Origin of the sequence: Pseudomonas sp. B15(2017), from assembly GCF_002113215.1 — a bacterium.
Taxonomy (GTDB): Bacteria; Pseudomonadota; Gammaproteobacteria; order Pseudomonadales; family Pseudomonadaceae; genus Aquipseudomonas.
The window spans coordinates 14,501-36,882 of the sequence record NZ_NEJZ01000002.1 but is presented as its reverse complement, the minus strand read 5'-3'; the positions used below and the strand labels follow the sequence as shown (position 1 = coordinate 36,882).

9 protein-coding genes are annotated in these 22,382 nt (G+C 64.2%); all 9 read right to left on the bottom strand.

Annotated features, from left to right (window positions below):
• Positions 1-50: 50 nt before the first annotated feature.
• The gene (locus CAF73_RS02905) at positions 51-12,563 is read right to left on the bottom strand and encodes a filamentous haemagglutinin family protein (RefSeq protein WP_085701855.1); all 12,513 of its coding nucleotides are present in this window, start codon (positions 12,561-12,563) and stop codon (positions 51-53) included.
• Between the two features lie 190 nt (positions 12,564-12,753).
• Positions 12,754-13,863 (bottom strand): substrate-binding domain-containing protein, encoded by a 1,110-nt coding sequence (locus CAF73_RS02900; protein WP_085701854.1) that lies wholly within the window; start codon positions 13,861-13,863, stop codon positions 12,754-12,756.
• A gap of 394 nt (positions 13,864-14,257) precedes the next feature.
• Complete coding sequence (gene gspF, locus CAF73_RS02895; protein ID WP_085701853.1) at positions 14,258-15,469, bottom strand: type II secretion system inner membrane protein GspF; 1,212 nt, start codon at positions 15,467-15,469, stop codon at positions 14,258-14,260.
• Positions 15,469-16,875: a type II secretion system ATPase GspE gene (gene gspE / locus CAF73_RS02890; protein ID WP_085701852.1), complete on the bottom strand. Its 1,407-nt coding sequence runs from the start codon at positions 16,873-16,875 to the stop codon at positions 15,469-15,471. The genes gspF and gspE overlap by 1 nt, the downstream gene beginning before the upstream one ends.
• Entirely contained in the window at positions 16,872-19,244 is a 2,373-nt protein-coding gene (gspD, locus tag CAF73_RS02885; RefSeq protein ID WP_085701851.1) for a type II secretion system secretin GspD, read from the bottom strand. Before gspD ends, gspE begins: the two co-directional genes overlap by 4 nt.
• Positions 19,241-19,786 carry a type II secretion system protein GspM gene (gene gspM, locus CAF73_RS02880; RefSeq protein WP_085701850.1) on the bottom strand — a complete coding sequence of 182 codons (546 nt, stop codon included), beginning with the start codon at positions 19,784-19,786 and terminating at the stop codon, positions 19,241-19,243. The genes gspD and gspM overlap by 4 nt, the downstream gene beginning before the upstream one ends.
• On the bottom strand, positions 19,779-20,924 hold the full coding sequence (gene gspL / locus CAF73_RS02875) for a type II secretion system protein GspL (protein ID WP_085701849.1): 1,146 nt from the start codon (positions 20,922-20,924) through the stop codon (positions 19,779-19,781). The genes gspM and gspL overlap by 8 nt, the downstream gene beginning before the upstream one ends.
• The gene (gene gspK, locus CAF73_RS02870) at positions 20,921-21,874 is read right to left on the bottom strand and encodes a type II secretion system minor pseudopilin GspK (RefSeq protein WP_085701848.1); all 954 of its coding nucleotides are present in this window, start codon (positions 21,872-21,874) and stop codon (positions 20,921-20,923) included. The genes gspL and gspK overlap by 4 nt, the downstream gene beginning before the upstream one ends.
• 8 nt (positions 21,875-21,882) lie before the next feature.
• The gene (gene gspG, locus CAF73_RS02865) at positions 21,883-22,341 is read right to left on the bottom strand and encodes a type II secretion system major pseudopilin GspG (RefSeq protein WP_025109838.1); all 459 of its coding nucleotides are present in this window, start codon (positions 22,339-22,341) and stop codon (positions 21,883-21,885) included.
• Positions 22,342-22,382: the final 41 nt, after the last annotated feature.

The window sequence follows — 22,382 nt, the reverse complement described above, 5'->3', positions numbered from 1 at the left end:
AAAAAAGGGCGGCCAAATGGCCGCCCGAAGCGTACTGCACGAGAGTCCTTTTACAACGTCAGCTGCCCCCGCTCCTCCTCGGTCAACTGCTGTTTCGCCTGTTCATCCAGGGCTCCGGCGCCCAGCACCTGCACCGGGCTGTTGGGGTTGTAGCCCGGTGTCGGTGCACGGCTGGCGCCATCGCGGCTTGGGGCCAGTTGTTCGTTGCCGAAGCTCAGCACCTGCACGGTGAACACCGAGGCCTGGTTCTGTCGTGACGCGGCCTGTTGCTGACGGGCGACGTCTTCCGCCGCCTGGGTGGCCGACGACGCAGCGGAACTGGCCGAGGTGATCGCCCCGGTATTGACCGCCGAGACCACCGGCACCCCGGTCGCCTTGCCCTGCACCGAGATGTTGGCGGCGTTGACCACCGTCAGCGCGGCGATGTTGACGTTGCCCGAGACGCGAATCCCCGCCTCGCCCGCATCGATGGTGCCCAGCGGCGCAATCAGGTCGATGTCGCCCGGGGCCACTTCGGCAATCGGGTTGAGCGTGGCGATGCCGGCGCCGGTGCTCGGCACCGATGGCGACAGGGTCACGTTGCCCCAGGTGTCGTACACGCGTTTCGGCGGCGTGTAGACCACGGTGGTTTTCGAGCCGCGACCGGCGTTGATGTCGCCCTCGGCCGACCAGCCCAGAATCGAGCCACCAAACGTGGTCATGATCCGGCTCTGCCCCAGCAAAATGCTGCCCTCGGAGTAGAGCTGAATGTTGCCCGAGCCCTGGGTGATGATCCCCGCCGTCGAGGGCGGCGCCGCGCCTTCGATGCCGAACACCTGACCGCCACCCGGCGTGAGCATCTGGATGTCACCGCCGAACAGCGTTTTGACCCCGGCGCCCCCATAAAGCGTGATGTCGCCGTCATAACGGATCGGATTGCCGGCCACATCGGTGGTCGGGAACAGCGAAGCAATGGCGTTGCGACCCCGCAGATAACTGCCTTTGCGTGGGCCGTCGACATCGTTGTACTCAAGACCGCCAGCACGCAATTCGGCGAAGTACACCTGGCGGGCGAAGATCGCTTGTTCGGCACTCGGCAGCGCAGCGAAGAACGCTTGCGCCTGTTCGGCGTTGCCGCTGAAGCCATAGCCGAGGGTCAGCCAGCTCTGCAGTTCGTCGAGGTAAGTCTTGACCACTTTGCCCGGTTGCCCGTTGAGGGAAGCATTCGGGTCGGCGAGGTTCTGCGGGTTCAGGTAACGGGCGATGAACCGCGAGTAATCCGGCCCCTGCGCGCCCGCACCGGCCTGCAACACCACACTGGCACCCGGTCGCGGATCACCCGCCACCAGCGATCCGAGGCTGGTGATGCTGGCACGATCTTCCATCAGGATATTGCGCCCGGCAGTGATATCGAGGACGCCGGGGCCGGCGATATCGAAGCTGCTGTAGAGGATGTCACGCCCTGCCGAGACCCGCGAAACATCCCGAGGATCGTCATGCACGAACAGGTTGCCGGTCGACGTGATGCTTTCTGTCGTCGGTACGCCCATCTCGGCGTCAGGCACGGTCGTCGGATTGCCCAGGAAAGTACCCGACGCCACGATGTCGCGCCCCGCCAGCATCCAGACCGGGCCTGCCGCTTCGTGCCAGGTACGTTTCGACAGGCTGAACGTCAGCGTTTCACCGCTGCGAACGCCCACCAGATCGCCGGTCAGGGCATAAAACCGCGCCGGTGTCTGGACGTCATTCAAGCCCGAGTAACTGTTGGCGCCGAAAGCGAACAACGGATAACGCAGGTTCTTGTCCGGCGCGATACCGTCGCTGTTGCGGTTGCTCATGATCGGCGTGGCCGACGTGTTGTTGCCGTAACCGTTGAAGGCTGGCGCGAACGGCGTGGCGATGGCCAGCGGACTGGCGCCCGACTGATTGATCGCATAGCCGCCGGCGTAGATCGAGTCGTGTGCCAGCAACTCCAGTTGCCCGGTGCTGGAAGGTGCCAGCAACAGCGAATACCCGGTTGCCGGCACTGTTCCGCTGCCCTGGCTGTAGACCGCTGAAGGTCCGGCATAAATCGAACCTTGCGCCGCTACCGCCCGCAGGATCGACGGGTACAGGAAGCGCCCGTCGGTCGGCGACGTATTGCGCCCGGTGACAGGCCCCTGGCCGGTGACTTCGCCCAGTTGCGTACTCGGCGTCAGATTGCCCCCTGCCGAAAACAGGTCGATCGCGGTGTGGTCAGTCCACAACGAGAAGCCCGTCAAACCGCCGCCCTCGTGGACGACACCGTCGTCAGTGGTGAACGGCGTGGAGTTCTGCAGCCGCACCCGGCCCGGATCCGCCGCCCCGCCCAACACCAGATCGCCACGGGTGCTTAGGCTCATCCCGGAATCCCCCGGAATCAGCACCAGCCCGCCGGAGGCGCTGCCCATCGTGGACGTGAACGGGTCAAACGGACGCACTTCCCGAGGATCCTGGGTCGAGGCTGCGGCGCCGTATTGCAGATTGATCCCGCCCAGCGCGCCGCCGGCCAGTCGCGCTGCACCGCGCAGGTTGATCAACGCGCCTTGCAGGTCGTGTTGTGCCACACCGATGCCATTCTCTCCGGCCCGGGCCTGCAATGACGGGTTCACCGATCCGCCGATGCGGATGTCCATGTCACCGCCACCGGTCAATTGCAGGCTGCCGTCGCTGCCCACGCGACCGGTGCTGCCAACCGCCACGACCAGCCCCTGCCCGCGCGGATAAAGATTGACCTTGTTACCGTCACCCATCGCCTTGAGCATGCCGGCATCGCCCCCGGCACGCAGGCTGATATTGCCGCCACCCAAGGTGCCGAAACCGGTGAAACCGACCAGATACGGGCCCGTATCAACGCTTTGATCCGGCAACGGTTGCGTCGCATAGCTGCCGAAGTTGATCCACCACGCGGTCGGCACATCGCTGTTGCCGGTGCCCTGGCGCCAGAGCCAGTTGCCCACGGCCACACTCGGGACTTGCTCACGGGTGTTCATGGTTTGCGACAAGCCGCGACGGCCCAGTACATCACCCGAAATCGAGCCACCGGCATTGATGGTCAGGTTGCCGCCCATTTGCGGGTACCAGGCCTGATACAGGCTGTCGCTGCCACTGACCCATTTTTCGTAATCGCCGCCTGCACTGCCCAGCACCGAGCCGTTGTCCGAGAGTTTTCCGCGAGGCTGATTGAAGCGCGGATCGATGTCTGGCGATTGAGTACCAGCGGTGTAGACGCCGTACGGCGAATCCATGCTCAGGTTGCCGGCGGCGAGCACGTCCAGATCACCGGTGCCGGTCCGCAGCACGCTGAACATCTGGGTGTGGGTCTTGACGGTGGTCCCCGGTTTGTTTTCCACGCACAGTTCCGGGAAGGCGCCACACCAGGCGAGTACATCATCGTCGGTCATCGGCGAGCCGGGCGGCATCCCCATCCAGTTGTCCGGTGCCCAGACCCAACGCGGCGCCGGCACACAGGAATTCGGCGCCCAGTCGCACCACATCATTTGATCCTCGGGGACAGGCTCGCCCGGCGTGAAACCGCCCAGGTTGCCTTCGCCCCAGACCAGGGTCGGTGGTTTTTCGGTGACGGTCAGGCCGTAGTGAGTGTCGGCCAAGCGCAGGTTGCCATCGCTGGACACCGGTTTGATCGCCCGACTGTCCGCAGCGCCCAGATCGGCCCCTGCCACCACGCGCATCGACCAGGACGCGCTGCCCGCCGGCAACATGCTGGCGACCGCCCAGTTGCGCCCCTGGGTCGTGCCGGTCAAGGGTCGCAACTCGATGAACGACGTACCGTCAGCCAGCACGACATTCGTCATCGACGGTATCAGCGAGCCGCGCAACAGAGCCAGAGAACCGCTCAGGCGCACGCCCTTGATTCCGTTGTCACCAGCCTCGACGCTGCCCGGCAGCGGCACGCCCTTGGGCCAGCGCAGGGCTTGCAGCGCGGTTGCCTCGTTTAAACGGATACCCGCTCCCAACCGGCTGCCCGCCGGCAAGGTCACGCTGTCGGCGAGCAGCGTACCGGCGGCATACAGCAGATTGCCCGAGGCATCGCGCACCGAACCGGCGAGCACCGTGCCGGCGCCGAATCTGTAAGGCGCCGCCAGCGTCGCCTCGGTGGGCAACAGCGTGCCGCTGGCCAGCGTCGTCGCTTGCAACGGGACGTCGTAGTTCAACGTGGCGCCCACCGGAAATACCGTGCCGTCCGCCAAGGTAACGCCCGCCCCCGGCACGATCAGATCGCCACCGAACGGCTGAATCCCCGGCAGCAATTTCCAGCCGGAGTCGTCCACGGTCTCCGGTGGCGGTGCGAAACCGTCGTTGAGGCTGCCGTGGATATCAAGGTTACCGCCGGCGCGAATCACCAGGTTACCGGCCTCGCCCGAGCCGTATACCGAAGTCTTTTGCGTATGCGGATTCAGGCTGGCATAGCGATAACCGGACAAGTCCACATCACCCTGCACCACCAGATCACCGTCGGCGGTTTTGCTGGCGATCTCGACACCGGGCCGCAGATGGAAGGCGTCGGCGTACGTGGCGTTGTTCAGACCGGCCAGTTTGTTGTTCAGCAAATGACTGTTGGCCAGCGCCGCGTCGATGAACGCCGTGCTGTCGCCGTGAAGGCGATCAAGATAAGCCTGATCGATCACCTGATACGGACGTCCGCTGGCCGCCGGGTCCGTGCCGTCACTGGCATCGGTATAGCGGCGCGTGGCGTTCAGACCAATCGAGCGCGCACCCTGAATGCTCAGCGCGCCGCCGGCATCGATGGCAATGTCATCCGCCCCCAGACGTGGCGCATTCAGCTCAAGCGTGCCGCGCAGCAGCCCATCGGACTGTCCCGGCAGTGAACCGCGAACCGCTTCGGTGCCATGGCGCACGTCGATGCGCGCGCCGGCGCCGAGGGTCAGCACACCTTGTCCGGAGTTGAGTTCGACCATTGCCCGGTTCGGTGCGTCGATGATCTTGCCGTAGCTGTCGACCCGCAGCACGCGACCATGGGCATCAAGCACGGCATTGCCCGCCAGGGTCAGGCCGTTTTGCGCCGACAGGCGAATACTGCCGACCCGCTCGCCGCTGGCATCGATCAGACCGGCCACCGTCAGGCGGCCGTTGTCCACCGACACATTGACCTCCCCCGCCTTGAGCCCGTCGCCGATCAACAGATCGCCTTGCTTGAGCTGCAAGCTGCGGCTGCCGAAGACCTGCCCCGCATTCAAGCGTTGATTGAGCGCCGCAAACTGCTGGCTCGCATCGCCGTTCAGGTGCTGCGCGCGGATATCCACACCACCGGCCTTGTACGGCACAAGCGTGCCGCCGGCATCGTAATGACCGCTGCTGGCACCGAGGATATCGCCTTGCAGATCGACCATGCCGGCATCGGCGGCCAGGGCGACCGCACTCAGGTTACCGGCCTGATTGTTCTGCGCCGACAGATCGATACGCGAACCCGCCGCCTGACGAATGTTGCCCTGGCTACTGTACAGCGCCACGTCGCCGCCCCAGCTGTACTTGTTCACATCGTTGAACGGCAAGGTACGACCGGCCATGTCCAGATACGCGCCACGGGTGAGGGTCAGATCGCCCTCGGACTTGACCACCAGTTTGCCGCTGGCCAGGGCGATGCGACTGTCCAGCAAGACACTGCGAGCATCGAGGGTCAGCTCCGCCCCCAGGGCGTTGGCGGCTGTCGCTGCACCGCCCCCCGTCAGGGTCAGGTTGTCACCGGCCTTGAGCCGGTTGACCGAGCCCGCCTCTCCCGTCAGCAACGGCGTACGCAGCGTGAGATTGCCGCCGCTGTAGGCATAACCGCTGACCGGATCGAAAGCACCCTGCGTCTGGTACACCGCCAGGCTGCCCTTGTGGTTGGCGGTGATGCGATCACTGGCAGCGAGATTGACGTTGGCAAAGCCCAACACCAGACGTTTGTTCTGCTCCAGACCACTGGCTTGCGGATTGGGGCCGTAGCCAAACTCGATGCGTTGCGCCTCAATATTGAACGCGCCCCGGCCCGTGCCGGCGCCATCCGCGATCACCGCACCCGGATCCTGAGTAGCACCGTTCCAGATCAGGTTGGCGGTGCGAATGGACGCCACGTCGCCGCTTTCACCCAGGCCGTAAATGGCCGGGGTGCTCAGTATCAGGTTTTGCAGTTTGCTGACGCCGGTCTGCGGATCCCGCGTATCGAGGCTGACATTGCCGTAGAAATTGAATGCGTCGCGGCTGGTCAGGCTCAAGGTTTCCAGCGTCGGCGCGCCGTACTGGGTATCGCCCCGCAACAGGCGGTTCAAGACATTCTGGTTCAGGGTCAGACCGGTCGGCACCCGGTTGCCGGCGGCGCTCAAGGCCTCGGCACTGCCGGCGTTGACGGAGCCCACGGCCAGCGTCAGATGACGGGTGCCGAAGCGCACCGACTCGTCGAGTTCGAACTGCCTGTCGGTGGCGGCGGTAATGCTGCCATTGGAATAGAGCACTGTCGGGTTGTTACAGGCTGTCGTCGGGCAGTTGCCGATGCGGATGTCGCCCGAGCCGGATGTCCTGACCGAGACTTCGGGCGCGAGCACATTGGTCCAGCCGTTCGACACCACCAGCAACCCCGCCGCACCCGGTTTGTAGATGAAGCCGGTGCTGGAATCGTAAGGCGCGTTGCCACGCCCCAGCGTGTTGATGCCCGAACCGGCCTCGATACTGATACCGCCATCGGTCCGGGTGGTGCGCAACAGCACTTCGGGCGCCGATAACACAGCGCCTTCACGCAGGGTGATCGTTGAAGTATCACCGCTGAACGCGATGATGTTGCCCGACGTGTTGTAGTCGATCGTCGGTTGCGCGCCGATGGTCAAGCGGCCGGCGTTTAGCGCGTTGAGGCTGTCGGCATACAGCGACACCCCCGCAAAACCCTCAGTGCCCGAATGCCCCGCGCCGAGAATTTCGAAGTTCGCCGCGCCGTTCACCACCGCCGTCCCGACGACGCCGCCCGTGGCGGGCTTAAATAGCGCCTGACCGTTGAAATCCAGCGCGTTACCCGCTGCGGCGCCACGGGACAGATTCAGTCTCAAGGATTTGCCGTCCATGGGCGCCAATGCCCGAGGCACGCCCCGGCGCGTCGCATCGCCCTGGATGAACTGACTGAACGAGGTTTCGTTGTACTGCGAGTAACGGCGCAGCACATCGGCGGATGTCAGGATGACCTGGCTCGCCAGGCTGTCACGCAGGCCGGTATTGGCAATCGACATCCGCCCCGAACTGGTCCACGAACCATTGCGCAGTGGCAGCGCAGCGTTGGTCGCACCCGCTGCCGCCTGGCCATTGACCTCGACCCGGAAAGCCCCCGGCAACAGCGCAAAAGTCGAAGGCAGCAGCGTATAGGTGCCCGCCGCCAACCCCGGAACACCGGTCCCAAGGGTGATCTGCTGACCGATACGCGGGTCGACCGCCCCCGCCTCGGCGAGCATCGGCGCATAGGCACTCTGATTCCCCGGCATGATCGCGTACACCGGGTTGCTGGCCAGCCCCGGCAGACGGAAAGTGCCGTCACTGGCGTTGCGCACCAGCGGGTTGTAGCGGGCATCGGTGGAACCGCCACGGCCGGAAACGAAACCGGCACCGCGCAAATCGCCGCCGCCCGAAAGATCGATCAACGCGCCGCTTTGCACATCGACATATTGCGAGGTAAGCGTCACGCCAGCGGTTTCGGCGGTGATCCCTCGAAGCAGCACGGACTTGTCGTTGTAGCGATAGTCGATGCCGTCGGTGGTGCCGCCATAAGGCATGACCAGTCCGGCGGCGCTGGCCGAGGTGATGCTGCCTGGCAACAGATGCAATGCCTGAGTATCGAGAACCAGGTTGTCACCCAGATTGATCATGCCCAGCGGCGCACGGATCACCCCGCCCTGCTCGATATGGCCGGCGGCCAGCGTCAGGCTGCCGAAGACCGAGTAAGGCAACGCCGCAGGCGCGGCCCCGGAACGGCTGATTCGCAGGGTCCGCGCCGGGTTGGCGTCACGCTGGACACTCTGATACCCCACGCGCACCTCGGCGGTGACATCGCTGGCGGGATAGATCTGCGCGGCACGCAGGTTCAGGTCGCCCGGTGTCCAGAGTTCGGTTTTCTCGACGTTGCCGGTGGGTGCCAGAAAGCGCAGATCACCTCGGCTGTCGAACGTGACCTGTTCAAAACCACGCCGCCCGACCTCGAGCGCCGGACCGCTGAGCTGCACGATTGACCCGGCCGTGCCGAACGACAGACTGTTGCCCAGATCCAGCAGGTCCGCCGTGGCAGTGAACTGTGACGGTGCCACGGCGTGGGTCGGATTGTTCAACACTCGCGGCCGGATATTGCCGGGGGCCTCGAAATATTTGCCCGGCCCCGACAGGCGAACGTAAGACGCAGACAGATTGATCCGCGCGCGCTCTGGCGAGCCATCCGCCAGCGACAAGGCCCCGGCATACAGGCTCAGGCTTTGATTCATGTGCAGATCGACGTTGCCGTCAAACGACAGCAGACCGTTGCTCAGCACGCTCAGGTTGTCGAAGCCGCCGGCCATCAACTGATCGGCGCCCAGACGGGCGCGACCATATTGCAACGCAGGAGCGTCGTCACCCGCTTGCAGACTGGCCGGCAACAGCGACGGGCCGGCGTCCTGGCCGATGACGATTTCGCGCGGCACACGAACAGCGTTGCTCGCATCGCTGCGCAGATAACTCGGCGTCTCCAGCGCGATGTCCAGTCGCCCGCCCGCCGCCCCGGCACCACCGGCCGCGGCACGCAGGTCGCCTTCGATGAACAGGCCGTTGTAGGAACTCAGCGAAATGCGCCCGCCATCGGTGGCAACCAGCGTTGGCCCCTGCCCGGCGATATCCAGCATTGCCTGTGCGCCGGAGGCGTCCAGTCGCGCACCGTTTCGCACGATCACATAGGCGTCGGCCGACGTGGCCGTGGCTTTCTTCGCATCGGTTTCACCGCCAATGACGATCGAGCCGCCCTTGCCGACCTGGCCATACACCCGCCCCAGCGCATCGATGCCGGTGGCCACGCGACCGGCCACATCCAGCACCGCGTGCTCGCCGATCCAGATCGAACGGTTGTGGGTTTGCTTGTCTGCCGTCTGCGAAGAATCGGCGACATTGATCGAACCGAATTGCTGCTGACGGACATCGATCGTGCCGCCCCAGGCATTCAGTTCGCCATCGACCGTGAGCTGACCGGCGCTGCGCAGATTGATGCGCTGCCCCGGATCGACACTGATCCGCGAGCCCTGGCCCAGGCTCAACGTGTTGCGAGTCGGGTCCACCAGCGCAATCTCGCTGGAACCGGCCTGCAGGGTCAGGCTGGCGCCGGCGCGCTGGGTCAGTTGCGCCTTGAGCGGGTTTTCCTGGTAGAGCGTGGGCGTCCAGAGTTCGAGTGCCTGCCGTGGCGCCGTGCCGCTGACCTGATTCGCTGCCGCGTCACCAAAACGGTAGACCGGCATCAACACGTCAATAAGGGTGTTGTCCGCTACATCGAGGCGATTGAGGCCGATCAGGCTGTAGGCAGAGAAGCCTTTGTCGAACAGATCCGGTTGCAGTTGCAGTGTGTTGTCGGCGAGGGGTTTATCAGCCTGCCCGATGAGGATGTCGCCCGCCTGAATCAGCAAGCGGCCGCCGCCGGACACACCGTAACCCCGCAGTTGCCCGTCCAGGGTCAGGTGGGTGTCACCTGGCGCGGACAAGGCGCTGGACTCAAGTGTCAGGTCGCCGCCCTTGCCACCGCGGGTCTTGCCGTTGGCCAGAATCGCGCCGCCGGACGACACATCCAGCAGGCTGCCGGCACCTATCTCGATATCGCCGCTGCTGCGAATCGACACTACGCCGCCGTCCAGATACGCCAGGCTCGCGGCATCATCCGGGTTGGTGCGCAGGTTGCTCCACAGACCGCGAGTGTCCAGTTGCACACCTTCAGCCACGCTGACGCGGGTGGCCTTGCCGGTCGGTGCGACGAGTCGAGTGTCGGTGAGGCGATCGGTGCTGAGCTGGTTGAGCACGTTGCCCAGATGCAGGCTGCCGCCCCGGGCGGTCAGGTCGGCGTTGACCTGTACGTCCGGCCCGTAAAGGGTGATGTCGCCGCCATTGGCGAGCGTGACCGCGCCTTGCACGTCGATCCGCTCCTTGGCCGCCACTTTCAGCGCGCCCAGTTGCCAGTCGCTGAGTTGCCCGGCATCGACAAACAGCTTGCCGTTGCGCGCATCCGATACGGCACCGGTCAGATCCCGATCATTGCCGGCGACCGGGCGCTCGCCGCCGATCTGCACCTGATCGAGCAACGGATTGAGGCCATAGAGCAAGCCACCGGAGGCCGCCACGTACGCCGGGTCATAACTGCCGACAATCAATTGCCCGCGTCGCGCCAGCGCCGTCTGGCTCTGCGCATAGCCATCGAGTACGGCACGCGGTGCCTGGGTCTGGCGGTCGCCCTGATAAACCTCGCCGAGCATCTGGCCGTCGAGCACGGCGTTGCGGGTGCCGATCACCAGTTGCCCGGCATCGCGCCCCACGGTGTAGCCCGACTCCCGACGACTGGCCGGCGCAATCAACGGGTTGTAGTAGTAATTTGTCTGGCCCCAGCGCTGGCTGCTGTCTTCATAGCCCTTGTACAGCCCGGTGTAGAGCAGATCCCCCGGCGCTTTGGAGACCTCATACAGACGCCCGTCGGCACCGCGCAACCAGCTCTGGCGAATCTCGCCACTTTGAACATCCAGCGTGCCGCCGGAGAGGTTGATCAACGATCCCTTCTCGGTGACCACGTCATTGCCGGCAAAACTCACCATCCCGCCCTGAGCCATCCATTCGCCGACGCTGTGGCCCTGGGTGCCGAGGTAACCGCCGACCTCCAGCAAACCGCCAGCGGTGTACCAGCGATCCGTCGCGTAACCATTGGTGCCGGCCGGGACGTACACCAGTTCACGCACATCGACCCAGATGTCATTGCTGTTGAGCGCACCCTTCTCGCGATTGACCGACGCATCGCGCTGCTCATTACCCTGGACGTTGATCTTGATGTTGTTGGAGTCCATCGCGACCTTGACGCCGATGGCACCGGAAACATCGATCAGCGCGCCGTCACGCACCAGGCTGCGACGCTGCGCCGCCACCGCAACCTGCCCGCCGGTGGCCAGGGTGATCGAGCCATTCTGGAACTCGACGCTGCCACCGCTCTGGATCTCGATACGCGACTGATCGCTGCGAATTTTGTTGTTGGGCGTAACGCCGGTCAGGGCGGCCTGGTGCTGACTGTCGAGGGCGGTCAGGTCGCTGCTGTCGAGCAGGATCGCCGTCGCGCTGCCCTGCCCCAGCGTCACGCTGCCTTGAGTGTCGGTGGCCGGGTTGAGCAAATGGATCGTGCCGCGGGTGGCGACCGAGGTGCTGGCCAGCAACACGCCGTTTTGCACGACCTGGTGGCCGGTCAGGGTGATGTCGCCGGTTGCAGCCTGAATCAGGCCATTGTTGTTGACCTTGCCGGCCGCGCTGCCGGTCTTGAAGCCCGGTGTGACTTCGTTGCCGAACGTCGTGGAGAAAGCGTTGCCTTCAGTACCCGAGCCTTTGCGAATGTAAAAACGATCGCCCGCGCCGAGCACGGTCTGGCCCTTGGCGGTGTTGATGCTGCCGTCGTTCTGTACTTCGCTGCCGAGCAGCAAGGCATAGCCGCCGGCATCGGTCGATTTGGCTGGCCGCGCCGTCTCGATGGACGCACCGCGCTCCACCAGCACTTTGCCGGCCGCCTCGGTGAACGTCGGCTGACTGCCGGTACTGTCGAAATACAGGCCCCGGTCGCGGAACTGAATGTCCGTGATGTTGGCCGCTGCGGCCACCAGGTTGCGTACGTTGACCTGGCTGGTGCCGCTGAACACGATGCCGTTGCGGTTGATCAGCATCACCGTGCCATTGCCTTTGATCTGGCCCTGAATCTGGCTGGCCCGGGCATTCGGATCGTTGACCCGGTTGAGCACCGCCCAGTTCGACTGCTGGGCGAAATCGACCGTGGTGTTGCGCCCGACGTTGAACGTCTCCCAGTTGAGAATCGCCTTGTCGGCGGTCTGTTCGATCGTCACCGTGGTCTTGCCATCGACCTGAGTCTGCTGCGGACCTTTGGCGTTCTGCCAACCTTGCGTCAGGCTGTTATCGACCTTCAGCCCGCCCTCGCCCAGACCGTCAGGCACCCACTGCAGCGTGCCCAGCGCCGCCGCACGCCCGGCCGCCTGCGCCGCCTGTTGGGCAGCAATGGCGGCCACCGTGTTGTTCAGGGTTTGAATCGAGCGCTGCAACTGCGCATTGGCCTTTTGCTGCTGGGCCAGCGGTGGGGTCATGCCCGGCAATCCGCCCACGCTCGGGCGTGACGCGGCAGCCTGTTGCGCGGCGCCCTTGGCGGCAAACCATCCCGAACTGAACGCAGTCGCCGCCTCGGCACTGCCCGCCACCAGGCACAAGGCAACCGCCTGCGCCAAGGGCTTGAGCAACCACAGCGCCGGATCGGCGGCCATACGCTGCGAGGGCTGGACACGGGTACTGCAACGGGATGGGCGAGCGAGCATCACTGCGAGATCCTTTTTGTTTGCCACATGAGGCCGCAGGTCGGCTTGCCCCTGCTGTTACGACATAGGCGGTTGGCGAGGGCCGCGACCGAACGGATGTCACACAAACTTCATGAATGAGGAGTAGATCGGCCAAAAAAAATGGCAGCAGCCCGAAGGCTGCCGCCATTTCATTGCGCTGAAGCGAGGCTTACAAAGGACGGCCGACAGCGTTGCAGACGCTGGCGTTGTTGATGTCCAGGTTGTTGCCCGAGGTGTTGGTGACGAAGTTGGCAGTCACAGCGGCTTTCCAGTTGGTTGGAACCGGAGTGAAGCTGTGCGCCACGGTGGCAGCGTTGTTGCCCGGGTTGCTGTAGTGAGTGGTCAGGAAGGCTTTGACATCAGCGGCCACCGAGGCGTCCTTGTAGCACTGACCGAAGATGAGGTTGGTGTAAGCCACGATCGGGTAACCGCTGGCCGGGTTAGGAACGACCGGTACCCACTGCGAAGGGTTCGAAGGAGTGGTTGGCAGAGCAGCCGAACCCAGGGCCAGCGAAACGTTGGCGGTGGTTGGCTGTACGCCGTTGACGCGAGCAACCACTGCGTTGCTGGCGGCGTTCACACCGTCCGGACCGACGTAACCGATGGAACCGTCAACCGCGTTGACTTGAGTGGCCACATCAGCGGTACCGGCAACGCCTACCCAGTTCGAAGGCAGGGTCGAACCGGCTGGCAGACGAGCGCTGGTGAACGTGGAGCTGGTGGTGAACTGAGTCGGGCAGACCGAGTTCAGGTGGCGGGTCAGGATTTCCGAAGTGCCGCTGGACACGTTGCGATAAACAACGCGGATCGGCGTGGTGTCGGAAGTGCCCAGCAGAGCGCCCCAAGTGGTTTTGGCGCCGGAGAAGGCATCGCACAGCTGAGCGCTGGTCAGGTTCAGAGCGGTCTGGCCGGCTTTTTTGTAGGGAATGGCAACCGAAGTGGCCACCGAAGGCAGTTGAATCAGCGGGCCGTACGAAGCGCCGAAGTTGGCGTTGTAGGTGCTGATTTCCGAAGCGCTGAGGATCGAGTCGCTACCGGCGAAGTGAACCGAACCGGTGGTGCTGAACAGTGCCGAGTTGTTGGTCAGGAAAGCGGTCTTGCCAGTGCCGCTACCGGTACCCACGTAGCTGAAGTTGGCTGGCAGGATGCTGTTGCTGGAACCTTTGTACAGAGCGGCAGGCAGAGTCGCGCCACCACCGGTGACGTTGGCGGCCATGGCCTGGGCGGAAGCCAGGGCAGCGACGGTCAGGGAAGCTGCGATCAGAGTGCGCTTGAACATGAAGAATCTCCTTTTCAACGTTGGTTGTGAACACAGGTTTTCAGGGGACTTGCATGACACTGGGAAGACTCACCGCTGACCTTCGCAAGCGGGGTCCGTGGTTAAGTCGCACTGAGAAATTCGCAGTTTCCGGTGACAGATAAAGGAAAAAACCTCGGGAGGTGCGAGGTGATTTTCGAGGGATTTTCTCGGGTGTTCCGGGGGCTATCCGGAGTGTCTGCGGCGGGCTTTTCGAGCGAATCGGCCACAACCCTTGAAGGGCCGTTGCAGATGACAGAAAGGAGAACCCGAGGATGGGAGGAATGAGGGTCGGGTGATGCTGAGGTCGCTGAAAAAAACCTGAATTATTTATTGCTCTGACCGGCACAGACAACATCAAACCAACAGACACACCCTACTGCACCAACTGGTTGATCTCGATGATCGGCAACAGCACCGCCATCACGATCACCAGCACCACCCCGCCCATTACCACAATCATCAGTGGCTCAAGCAGCGCGGTCATGCCCATCGCCCGGCGCTCGATATCGCGGGACAGGGTTTGCGCAGCGCGTTCGAGCATCGGCGGCAGCGCACCGGTTTTCTCGCCGCTGGCGATCAGGTGAATCAGCACTGGCGGGAACACGTTCTCCACTTTCAGCGCAGCCGCCAGGTTGACGCCCTCTCGCACCTTGGCGGTGGCCTCATTGACGCTCAAGCTCAAGCGATCATTCGACAAGGTCTGCCGCGCCGCCTCCAGCGCCCGCAATAACGGCACTCCGGCACCACCGAGAATCGCCAGGGTCGAGGCGAAACGTGCGGTGTTCAGCCCCAACACAAACCGCCCGATCAGCGGCAACTTCAGCACCCGATGATGCCAACTCAAGCGCGCCGCCGGATTACGCAAGTACAGGCGCCAGCTCCAGAACGCCCCGGCCATGATCCCCGCGCACAACCAGCCCCACGCGCGGATGAAATCACTGGCATTGAGCATCGCCAGCGTCAGCCCCGGCAGATCCTGCCGCGCCTGGGAAAACGCGCTGACCACCTGCGGCACCACATAACTCAGCAGGAAAATCACGATACCGATCGAGACCAGCCCGACCACGCCAGGATAGATGAACGCGGTGAGAATCTTGCCGCGCAGGTTGTTGCGTTCCTCGATGTAATCCGCCAGCCGTTCCATCACCTGCGCCAGATCCCCGGACTCCTCGCCCGCCGCGATCAACGCCCGGTAAATCTCCGGAAAGTCCCGTGGCCGCGCCGCCAGCGCTTCGGCCAGACGCATGCCGCTGCGCACGTCGGCGCGAACGGCGCTGAGGGTGTGAGCGATGTGCTTTTTCTCTGCTTGTTCGACCGTGGCACTTAGCGCGGCCTCCAGCGGCAGACTGGCGCCGAGCAAGCTCGATAGCTGCCGGGTGGCCCACGCCAGATCGTTGTCCGAGAGTTTGGCACTGAACAAACCACCGCCGCCGTGCTGGGAGACGTTGCTTTCCTTCTCCACCGACAACGCGGTCAAACCACGACCGCGCAGCGCGCCAAACGCGGCACCCTGACTCTCCGCTTCCAGATGCCCGGATTCGATCTTGCCGCTGGCATCGGCGGCTTCAAAACGATAGCGATTCATCAGGCGTCCCGTGTCACACGAAGGATTTCTTCCGGCGCCGTGGCACCGCTGCGAATCCAGCGTTCACCGTCCTCGCGCAGGCTGAACATCCCGGCCTTGCTCGCCGCTGCACGCAACGCCTGCTCCCCTGCCCCTTGGTGAATCAGGGTGCGGATGTCGTCATCGATGCAGAACAATTCGTGAATGCCGGTGCGGCCGCTGTAACCGGTGTGATTGCACGCCGCACAACCGACCGGGCGCCAGGTGCCGGGCGTGGCCGGGTCTTCCTGTTTGCACTGATTGCACAGGCGCCGCACCAAGCGCTGCGCCAAAACACCGAGCATCGACGAGGCCAGCAGAAACGGCTCGACGCCCATGTCGATCAAACGGTTGACCGCCGACACCGCATCGTTGGTGTGCAACGTTGCGAGTACAAGGTGACCGGTCAGCGAAGCCTGCACCGCGATCTGCGCGGTTTCGAGGTCGCGGATCTCGCCGATCATGATGATGTCCGGGTCCTGACGCAGAATCGCCCGCAGCGCCAGGGCAAAGGTCATGTCGATCTTGGCGTTGACCTGAATCTGGCTGATGCCCGGCAAGTCGTATTCCACCGGGTCTTCCACGGTGAGGATGTTGCTGGTGCTCGCATCGAGTCGCGCCAGTGCCGCGTAAAGGCTTGTGGTTTTGCCGCTACCGGTCGGGCCGGTGACCAGCACGATGCCGTGGGGCTGGCGGATCAGGTGATCGAGTTTGGCCAGCACCTGCGCGTCCATGCCCAACGTTTCCAGATGCAGACGTCCGGCTTTTTTGTCGAGCAGACGCATCACCACCCGCTCGCCATGGCCGGTGGGCACGGTAGAAACACGAATGTCGATCGGCCGCCCCGCCACGCGCAACGCAATGCGGCCGTCCTGCGGCAGGCGTTTTTCGGCGATATCGAGCTGCGCCATGATCTTGATCCGCGACACCAGCGCACCGTGCAACGCCTTGCGCGGCGAGACCACGTCGCGCAGGGTGCCGTCGACCCGGTAGCGCACCACCGAATGAGTTTCGAACGGTTCGATATGAATGTCGCTGGCCTCGTCCCGCGCCGCCTGGGTGAGCAAGGCATTGATCATGCGGATCACCGGAGCGCCGTCCTGGGTGTCGAGAAGGTCGGTGATTTCCGGCATGTCCTGCATCAGGCGGTCGAGGTCGACTTCGTTTTCCGCCGCCCCGACCACCGCTGCTGCGCTGCCGGTATCGGCGTAGGCCGTGGCAAGCAAGCCGTCGAGTTCGTCATCGCGAACCCGCTCAAGCTTCGCCGCGCCGAACTGCCGCCGTACTTCGCTGATCGACCAGCCCGGCGTCGACGGGCACACCGTCAGCACGCCGTCGCGCAGCAGAATCCGCTGCGCCTTGGCCCAGGCGTAAGGCAGGCTGCTCATAACCGCGGGCCTGCTTCAATCGGCACAGCCTTGATGACCGCACGGGGCCCGGAAGTCGGAACGGCTGCCGGCACGCCCTGCGCAGCGGTCGGCAACTGCGGCGCCTGCATGTCCGGCATCGCCCAGCTGCGCTCCGGTTGCAGACCGCCCTGAGCACGGCGCATGAAGTCGTAGCGGTTCAGCGTGATGCTGCGCCCCGCCGCGCTGTCGCGGATGATGTACGGGCGCAGGAACACCATCAGGTTGGTCTTGGTGATCGAGCGGCGTTCGTTGCGAAACAGCGCGCCGATCCCCGGAATGCTCGACAGCCACGGCACCGCGTCGTTGCTCTGGCTATAGCCGTCCTGCAGCAGGCCACCGAGCACCATGATCTGCCCGTCATCGAGCAGGATGCTGGTGTCGAGCGCGCGTTTGCTGGTGACGATCCCCGCGGAGGTGGACGCCGCCGAAGCACGCTCGTCGATGCTGCTGACTTCCTGATAGATGTCGAGCTTCACCGTGCCGCCCTCGGATATCTGCGGCCGCACGTTAAGTTTCAAACCGACCTCTTCACGGGTCACGGTCTGGAACGGGTTGTTGCTGGTGCCCCCGCCGCCAGTGACGTAGCTGCCGCTGACAAACGGAATGGTCTGGCCGACAAAAATGCTCGCCGCTTCGTTGTCCAGGGTCAGCAGGTTCGGCGTCGACAGCACGTTGGTGCCGCCCTTGCTCTTCAGGGCCCGGGCCAGCACCTTCAGGTCGAGGATCTTGCCGATGCCGGGGATGTCGACGGTGCCGTTGACGTAGCCGAGGTTCAGGCCTTGCGGCAGCACATCGAGGCTGGTCTTGCCGTTGAGGTTGATCCCCGAGCCGCCGAGGTTGGCGCCGCCGATCACGCCTTTGCCGGCCAGATTGCCGGTCTGCCATTGCACGCCGAATTCGCTGGCATCGTCCTCGCCGACTTCGACGATCAGGCTTTCGATCACCACTTGCGCGCGGCGCTGGTCGAGCAAATCAATGACTTCACGCAGGTTGCGGTACAGCGGTTCCGGCGCGGAAATCAGCAAGGTGTTGGTGGTCGCGTCCGCCTGAATGGTCACGCCGCCGGCGCTGAAGGCGACGTTCTGTTCGCTGCTTTGCGCATTGCTGCTGCCACTGGTGCCGCTGCTGCCCTGAGCGTAACTGCCGCCGGTGCTGCCGCTGTTGGTGGTCGACGTGCTGCCGTTGGTTTGCGTACCGCTCTGGCCGTTCTGCCCACCGCCCGATTGGGTGGAACTGCCCATGTTGCTGAGTACCGAGCGCGCGTTGTCGCTGGTGCCGCTGTCGCTCTCGCCGGTCAACAATCCGCGCAGTGCCTGGGCCAGTTTGCCGGCCTGGGCGTTGCGCAGATAAACGACGTGCAGATTGCTCGGATTGCTCTGGGCGTTGTCGAGTTTGTAGATCAGATTACGCGCCAGCTCCGTGCGCTCCGGGCTGCCGGCGCGGATGATGATGGTGTTGGAGCGCGGGTCGCCGATCACTGCGATTTTCTGGGTTGGATCATTGCCCGGTGCATCGAGCAGGTCGGCGACCATCGGCGCGATGTCGGCGGCAATGCCGTTCTGGATCTGCACCACGTCGGTGTCGATAGCACTCGGGGTGTCGATGCCCTGAATCAACTGCGCGACCCGCGTCAGGTTCTCGGCGTAATCGGTGACGACGATGGTGTTGTTGCCCGGATAGGCATTGATCGGGTTGTTCGGCGAGACGATCGGGCGCAGCACCGGGATCAGGTTCACCGCGTTCTCGTATTGCAGGCGGAACGTGCGAGTGAGCATTCCGTTGCCGGCCGGTTTGTCGGCGCTGTAGATCGGCCCGCCGAGTAGTTTGGCGTCAGCCTCCGGCACAACCTGCGCCACGCCGCCGACGTCCACCACGCTGAAACCCTGCATGCGCAGCGCCGCCAGCAGCATGTCGTAAGCCTGATGCGCCGGCACCTGGCCTTCGGAGACCAGCGTCAGGTTGCCCTTGACCCGAGGATCGACCAGAAACTGCTGGCCGGTGGAGCGCGACAACGCCCGCACCACCGCTTGAATATCCGCATCGACAAAATTCAGCGTCACCGGTTGATCGCCCAACGGATTGGCCGGCAACGTCGTGCCCCGCGCCGAACCGCCGCTACGGGCGCGTTCGGTGATGTTGTGCAATTGCTTCGGCGCAGGTCTTGCCTGAGCCTGCGCACGTTCGCGGTCGAGCACCGCGTCGCCACTGCGCTGGGTGTTGGCCAGCGGCCGGCCGAGTTCGCTGTCCACCAGCAGCGGCGGTTGATTCGGTGGTGTGGTGTTGCTGCACGCGCTCAATGCCATCAACAACATCGGCAACGCCATGCGTTTGGAGCCTGCCCCCTTCATGAAGCTTCCTTAGCGCCCAGCGCCTGATCCATGCGTACGGTGCCCGACAGAGTGCCGGCGGTGTCATCGGTCGCGGCGTCGTCTGCGCGTTGCAGACGGGCCTCGACCACTTGCAGTGAAAAATTCCGGGGTTGGCTCAACAGCCAGTCGAGCACGGCGTCGGCCGGTGCCGCGTCGAAGGTCAACTGCCAGCCGGCGGACGCGGCCGCCAATTGGTAATGGCCGCCCAGTCCGCTGGCCTGCAAGGTCTGTTGCAGCGACTGCTCCAGGTTCTGCCCATCCGGGCGCACGCTGACATCGCGCAATAGCACTTCCAGCGCTTCGGCCTGGGCGCGCAATTTCGGGGTTTCGACTTGCGAGGCGGCGATCTTTTTCAGCGGCGGCTGAACCAACGCCACCCACACAAACAGCCCCAAGAGCAACGCAACCATGCCACCGACCATGCGTTTTTCCCGCACGGCCAACGGCTGCCAACGGGCCTGCAACTGAGCATTGAAGCGCTGCCAACCGGCGCGGTACTTCGCAAGCGATGGGTTATTCATCTTCGGCTCCGCTGCTGTCGTCGTTGTCGGTGGCGGCGGTCGCCTCGCCGGCCGGGCGCAGGACCCAGCCGTCATCATTCGGGCTGATACTGATACCGGCCTGGGCCAGCGTGCCTTGCCAGTCCTTGTCGTTGCCCGAACGCCGGGCCTCGGGCAGCAGACTCAACTGCAACGCACCGTCAACAAACTCCAACCGCTGCACCGTGCCGGCCATCGACGGCATGCCACTGCCGGCCTGCAACACCAGCCGCGTGAAATCCTGCCCCGGCGCATCCGTCGCACCTTGCTGGCGAGCGGCGATTTGCTGACGGGCCTGCTGCAACGGATTAAGGATCACCGGCAACTCGGGGAACGCCTGCTTCACCCGCTGCGCCATCTGCGCCTTGAGCTGCTGACCCTGCCCGGCCTCACGGGCGGCGTACAGGTTCAAACCGATCACCCACACCGCCAACGCCAGCGCACAACAACCTAGCGCCCTGCCCCAGCCGCGATGTTCGGTGCCCGGTTGCTGGAGGCCGCCGTGCAGGCCCCAGCTCGGCAACGGGCCGGAGCAACGTTGCGTGTCGGCCAACGTTGATTGAACCGCTTCCGGCGCGCCGTCACCGATCCAGTGCGCCGGCAAACCGGTTTCCAGCAGCCAAGCTTCATCGATCATCGGCTGCACCTGCGCCGCATTCGGGCCGTGGCGCAGCAACAGATGATCGTCGTGCAGGCAACCAACGCCGCCCGCCATCACCGGCAAACTGTAGGCCGCCGGGTACAGGCCTTTGAGGTTCAAACCGAATTGCCCGAGGTGCTGCAAATCCTTACGCGCGACCCAGGCAATCTGCACCTGACCGCTTTCATTGCGCGCACTGTGAGCGATGTGCATCTCGGCGCTGTCGCCGAGCATCAAGGCCTGCGCCGCGCATTGCACCGCCGCAGCGGTTTTATTCGCGGGCAACGGCGGCAAATCGATGCTCGCCAAGAGGCTGTCCGACGGGTGCAGAAAACACACCAGCGGTTGCTTCGCCAGCGCGCCAAGTCGCACGCGTTCCTGGCGAGTGACCTGCCCCTGACGATCCAGCCACGCACAACCCACTTCACTGTCGAGACTCAACTCCGCCAGCGGCGGCAAACTCACGCGCAACTGGCTCATACGCCCACCCGCGACCAGATCACTTGGGGCAACCGATCCTGACTGCGATGCAACAACGCATCGAGGCTGACCCGCCGCTGATCCCGCCTCGCCTGCCCGCGCAGCCGGAACCAGTCGCTGGTGATGCCGACCTTGACGCTGGTGATCTCCAGTTGCGGCAAGCGCAGGCGATTGACGAAATCCCCGCGATTGATAAACCAGCGCCCAGCGTCACGCTCATTGATCAACGCCTGCGCCCGCTCCAGCGACAGCCCCGGCACATACGCCGCCAGCACCGGCGCGGTGGCGGTGTTGCCATTGAGCCAGGTGGTCGCCGGAATCACCGTCAGGTACGGCGCGAGCTTCGCCAACAGCGCATCGTTGACCCCGTCGACACTGCGCAAATCATCAAGCGTGCGCAGCATCGGCAAGGTCGGCGATTGCGGTTTGCGCGACGCGGACGGCGACGTGGCGCGCCCGCTGTCGAAGGTGTTTTTCGCCACAGGCTTTTCCACCACTTGAGCATTCAACAGGTGCGGATAAGAGCCGATCACCCGCTGACTGATGCGCCGGCTCAAGCCGCCGTTCACACCGATCAACTCGCACAAACGCTCGAACGCCTGCACCTGCGTGTCATCAATCCGCTCGTTGGCCACCAGATTGCGCAAGTTGAACTTGCCCTGCTCGTCCTCCAGCCGCCCCTCGAAACCCTGAGTGTTCAAGCGCTGCGCCCAGGGTTGATCGAGTCGGGTCAGCGGATCGCGCTGCCGGGCGTCCCACAACAATTGCCGGCTGATCTCCAGCCCGCCGTGCAACAGCCAACGGCCCTGCACGCGCAGTTGTTCGGCTTCCAGCGCCCGGGTCGAAACGCTCTGGCGCGTCAGCATGCCGGCGGCGATCACCGCGACCACCGCCGCAATCAGCAGCGCACTGATGATCGCCATCCCCTGCTGGTTCGATGGGTTGTTCATGACCGGCCTTACAACTGCCAGGAACCGATGTCGGCATTCACGCCGTCGCCGTCAGGCTGGCCGTCGGCGCCGAGGGAAAAGATGTCGATCTCGCCGTTGGCACCGGGATTGAGGTACTGATAAGGACGACCCCACGGGTCATTCGGCAGACGCTCCAGGTACGAGCGCCAGTTGCTGTTCTTCGCATCGGCCGGCCGCTCCACCAGCACTTTCAGGCCCTGGCTCTGGCTCGGGTAAGTGCCGTGATCGAGGCGATACAGCTTCAGCGCCTGCATCAACCCGCCAATGTCCTGCTTCGCCGCCGTGGCCCGCGCCTGATCCGGCCGGTCGAGCACCTTGGGCACCACCATCGCCGCCAGAATCCCGAGAATTACCACCACCACCATGATCTCGATCAGCGTAAAACCCTGCTGCCCACGGGGCATCCGGCTCGGTCGATTGGGCTGTTTGAATTGCGCGATATCCATCTCGTCATTCCCTGGCTTGATTCGATTCGACGCGCAGTGTT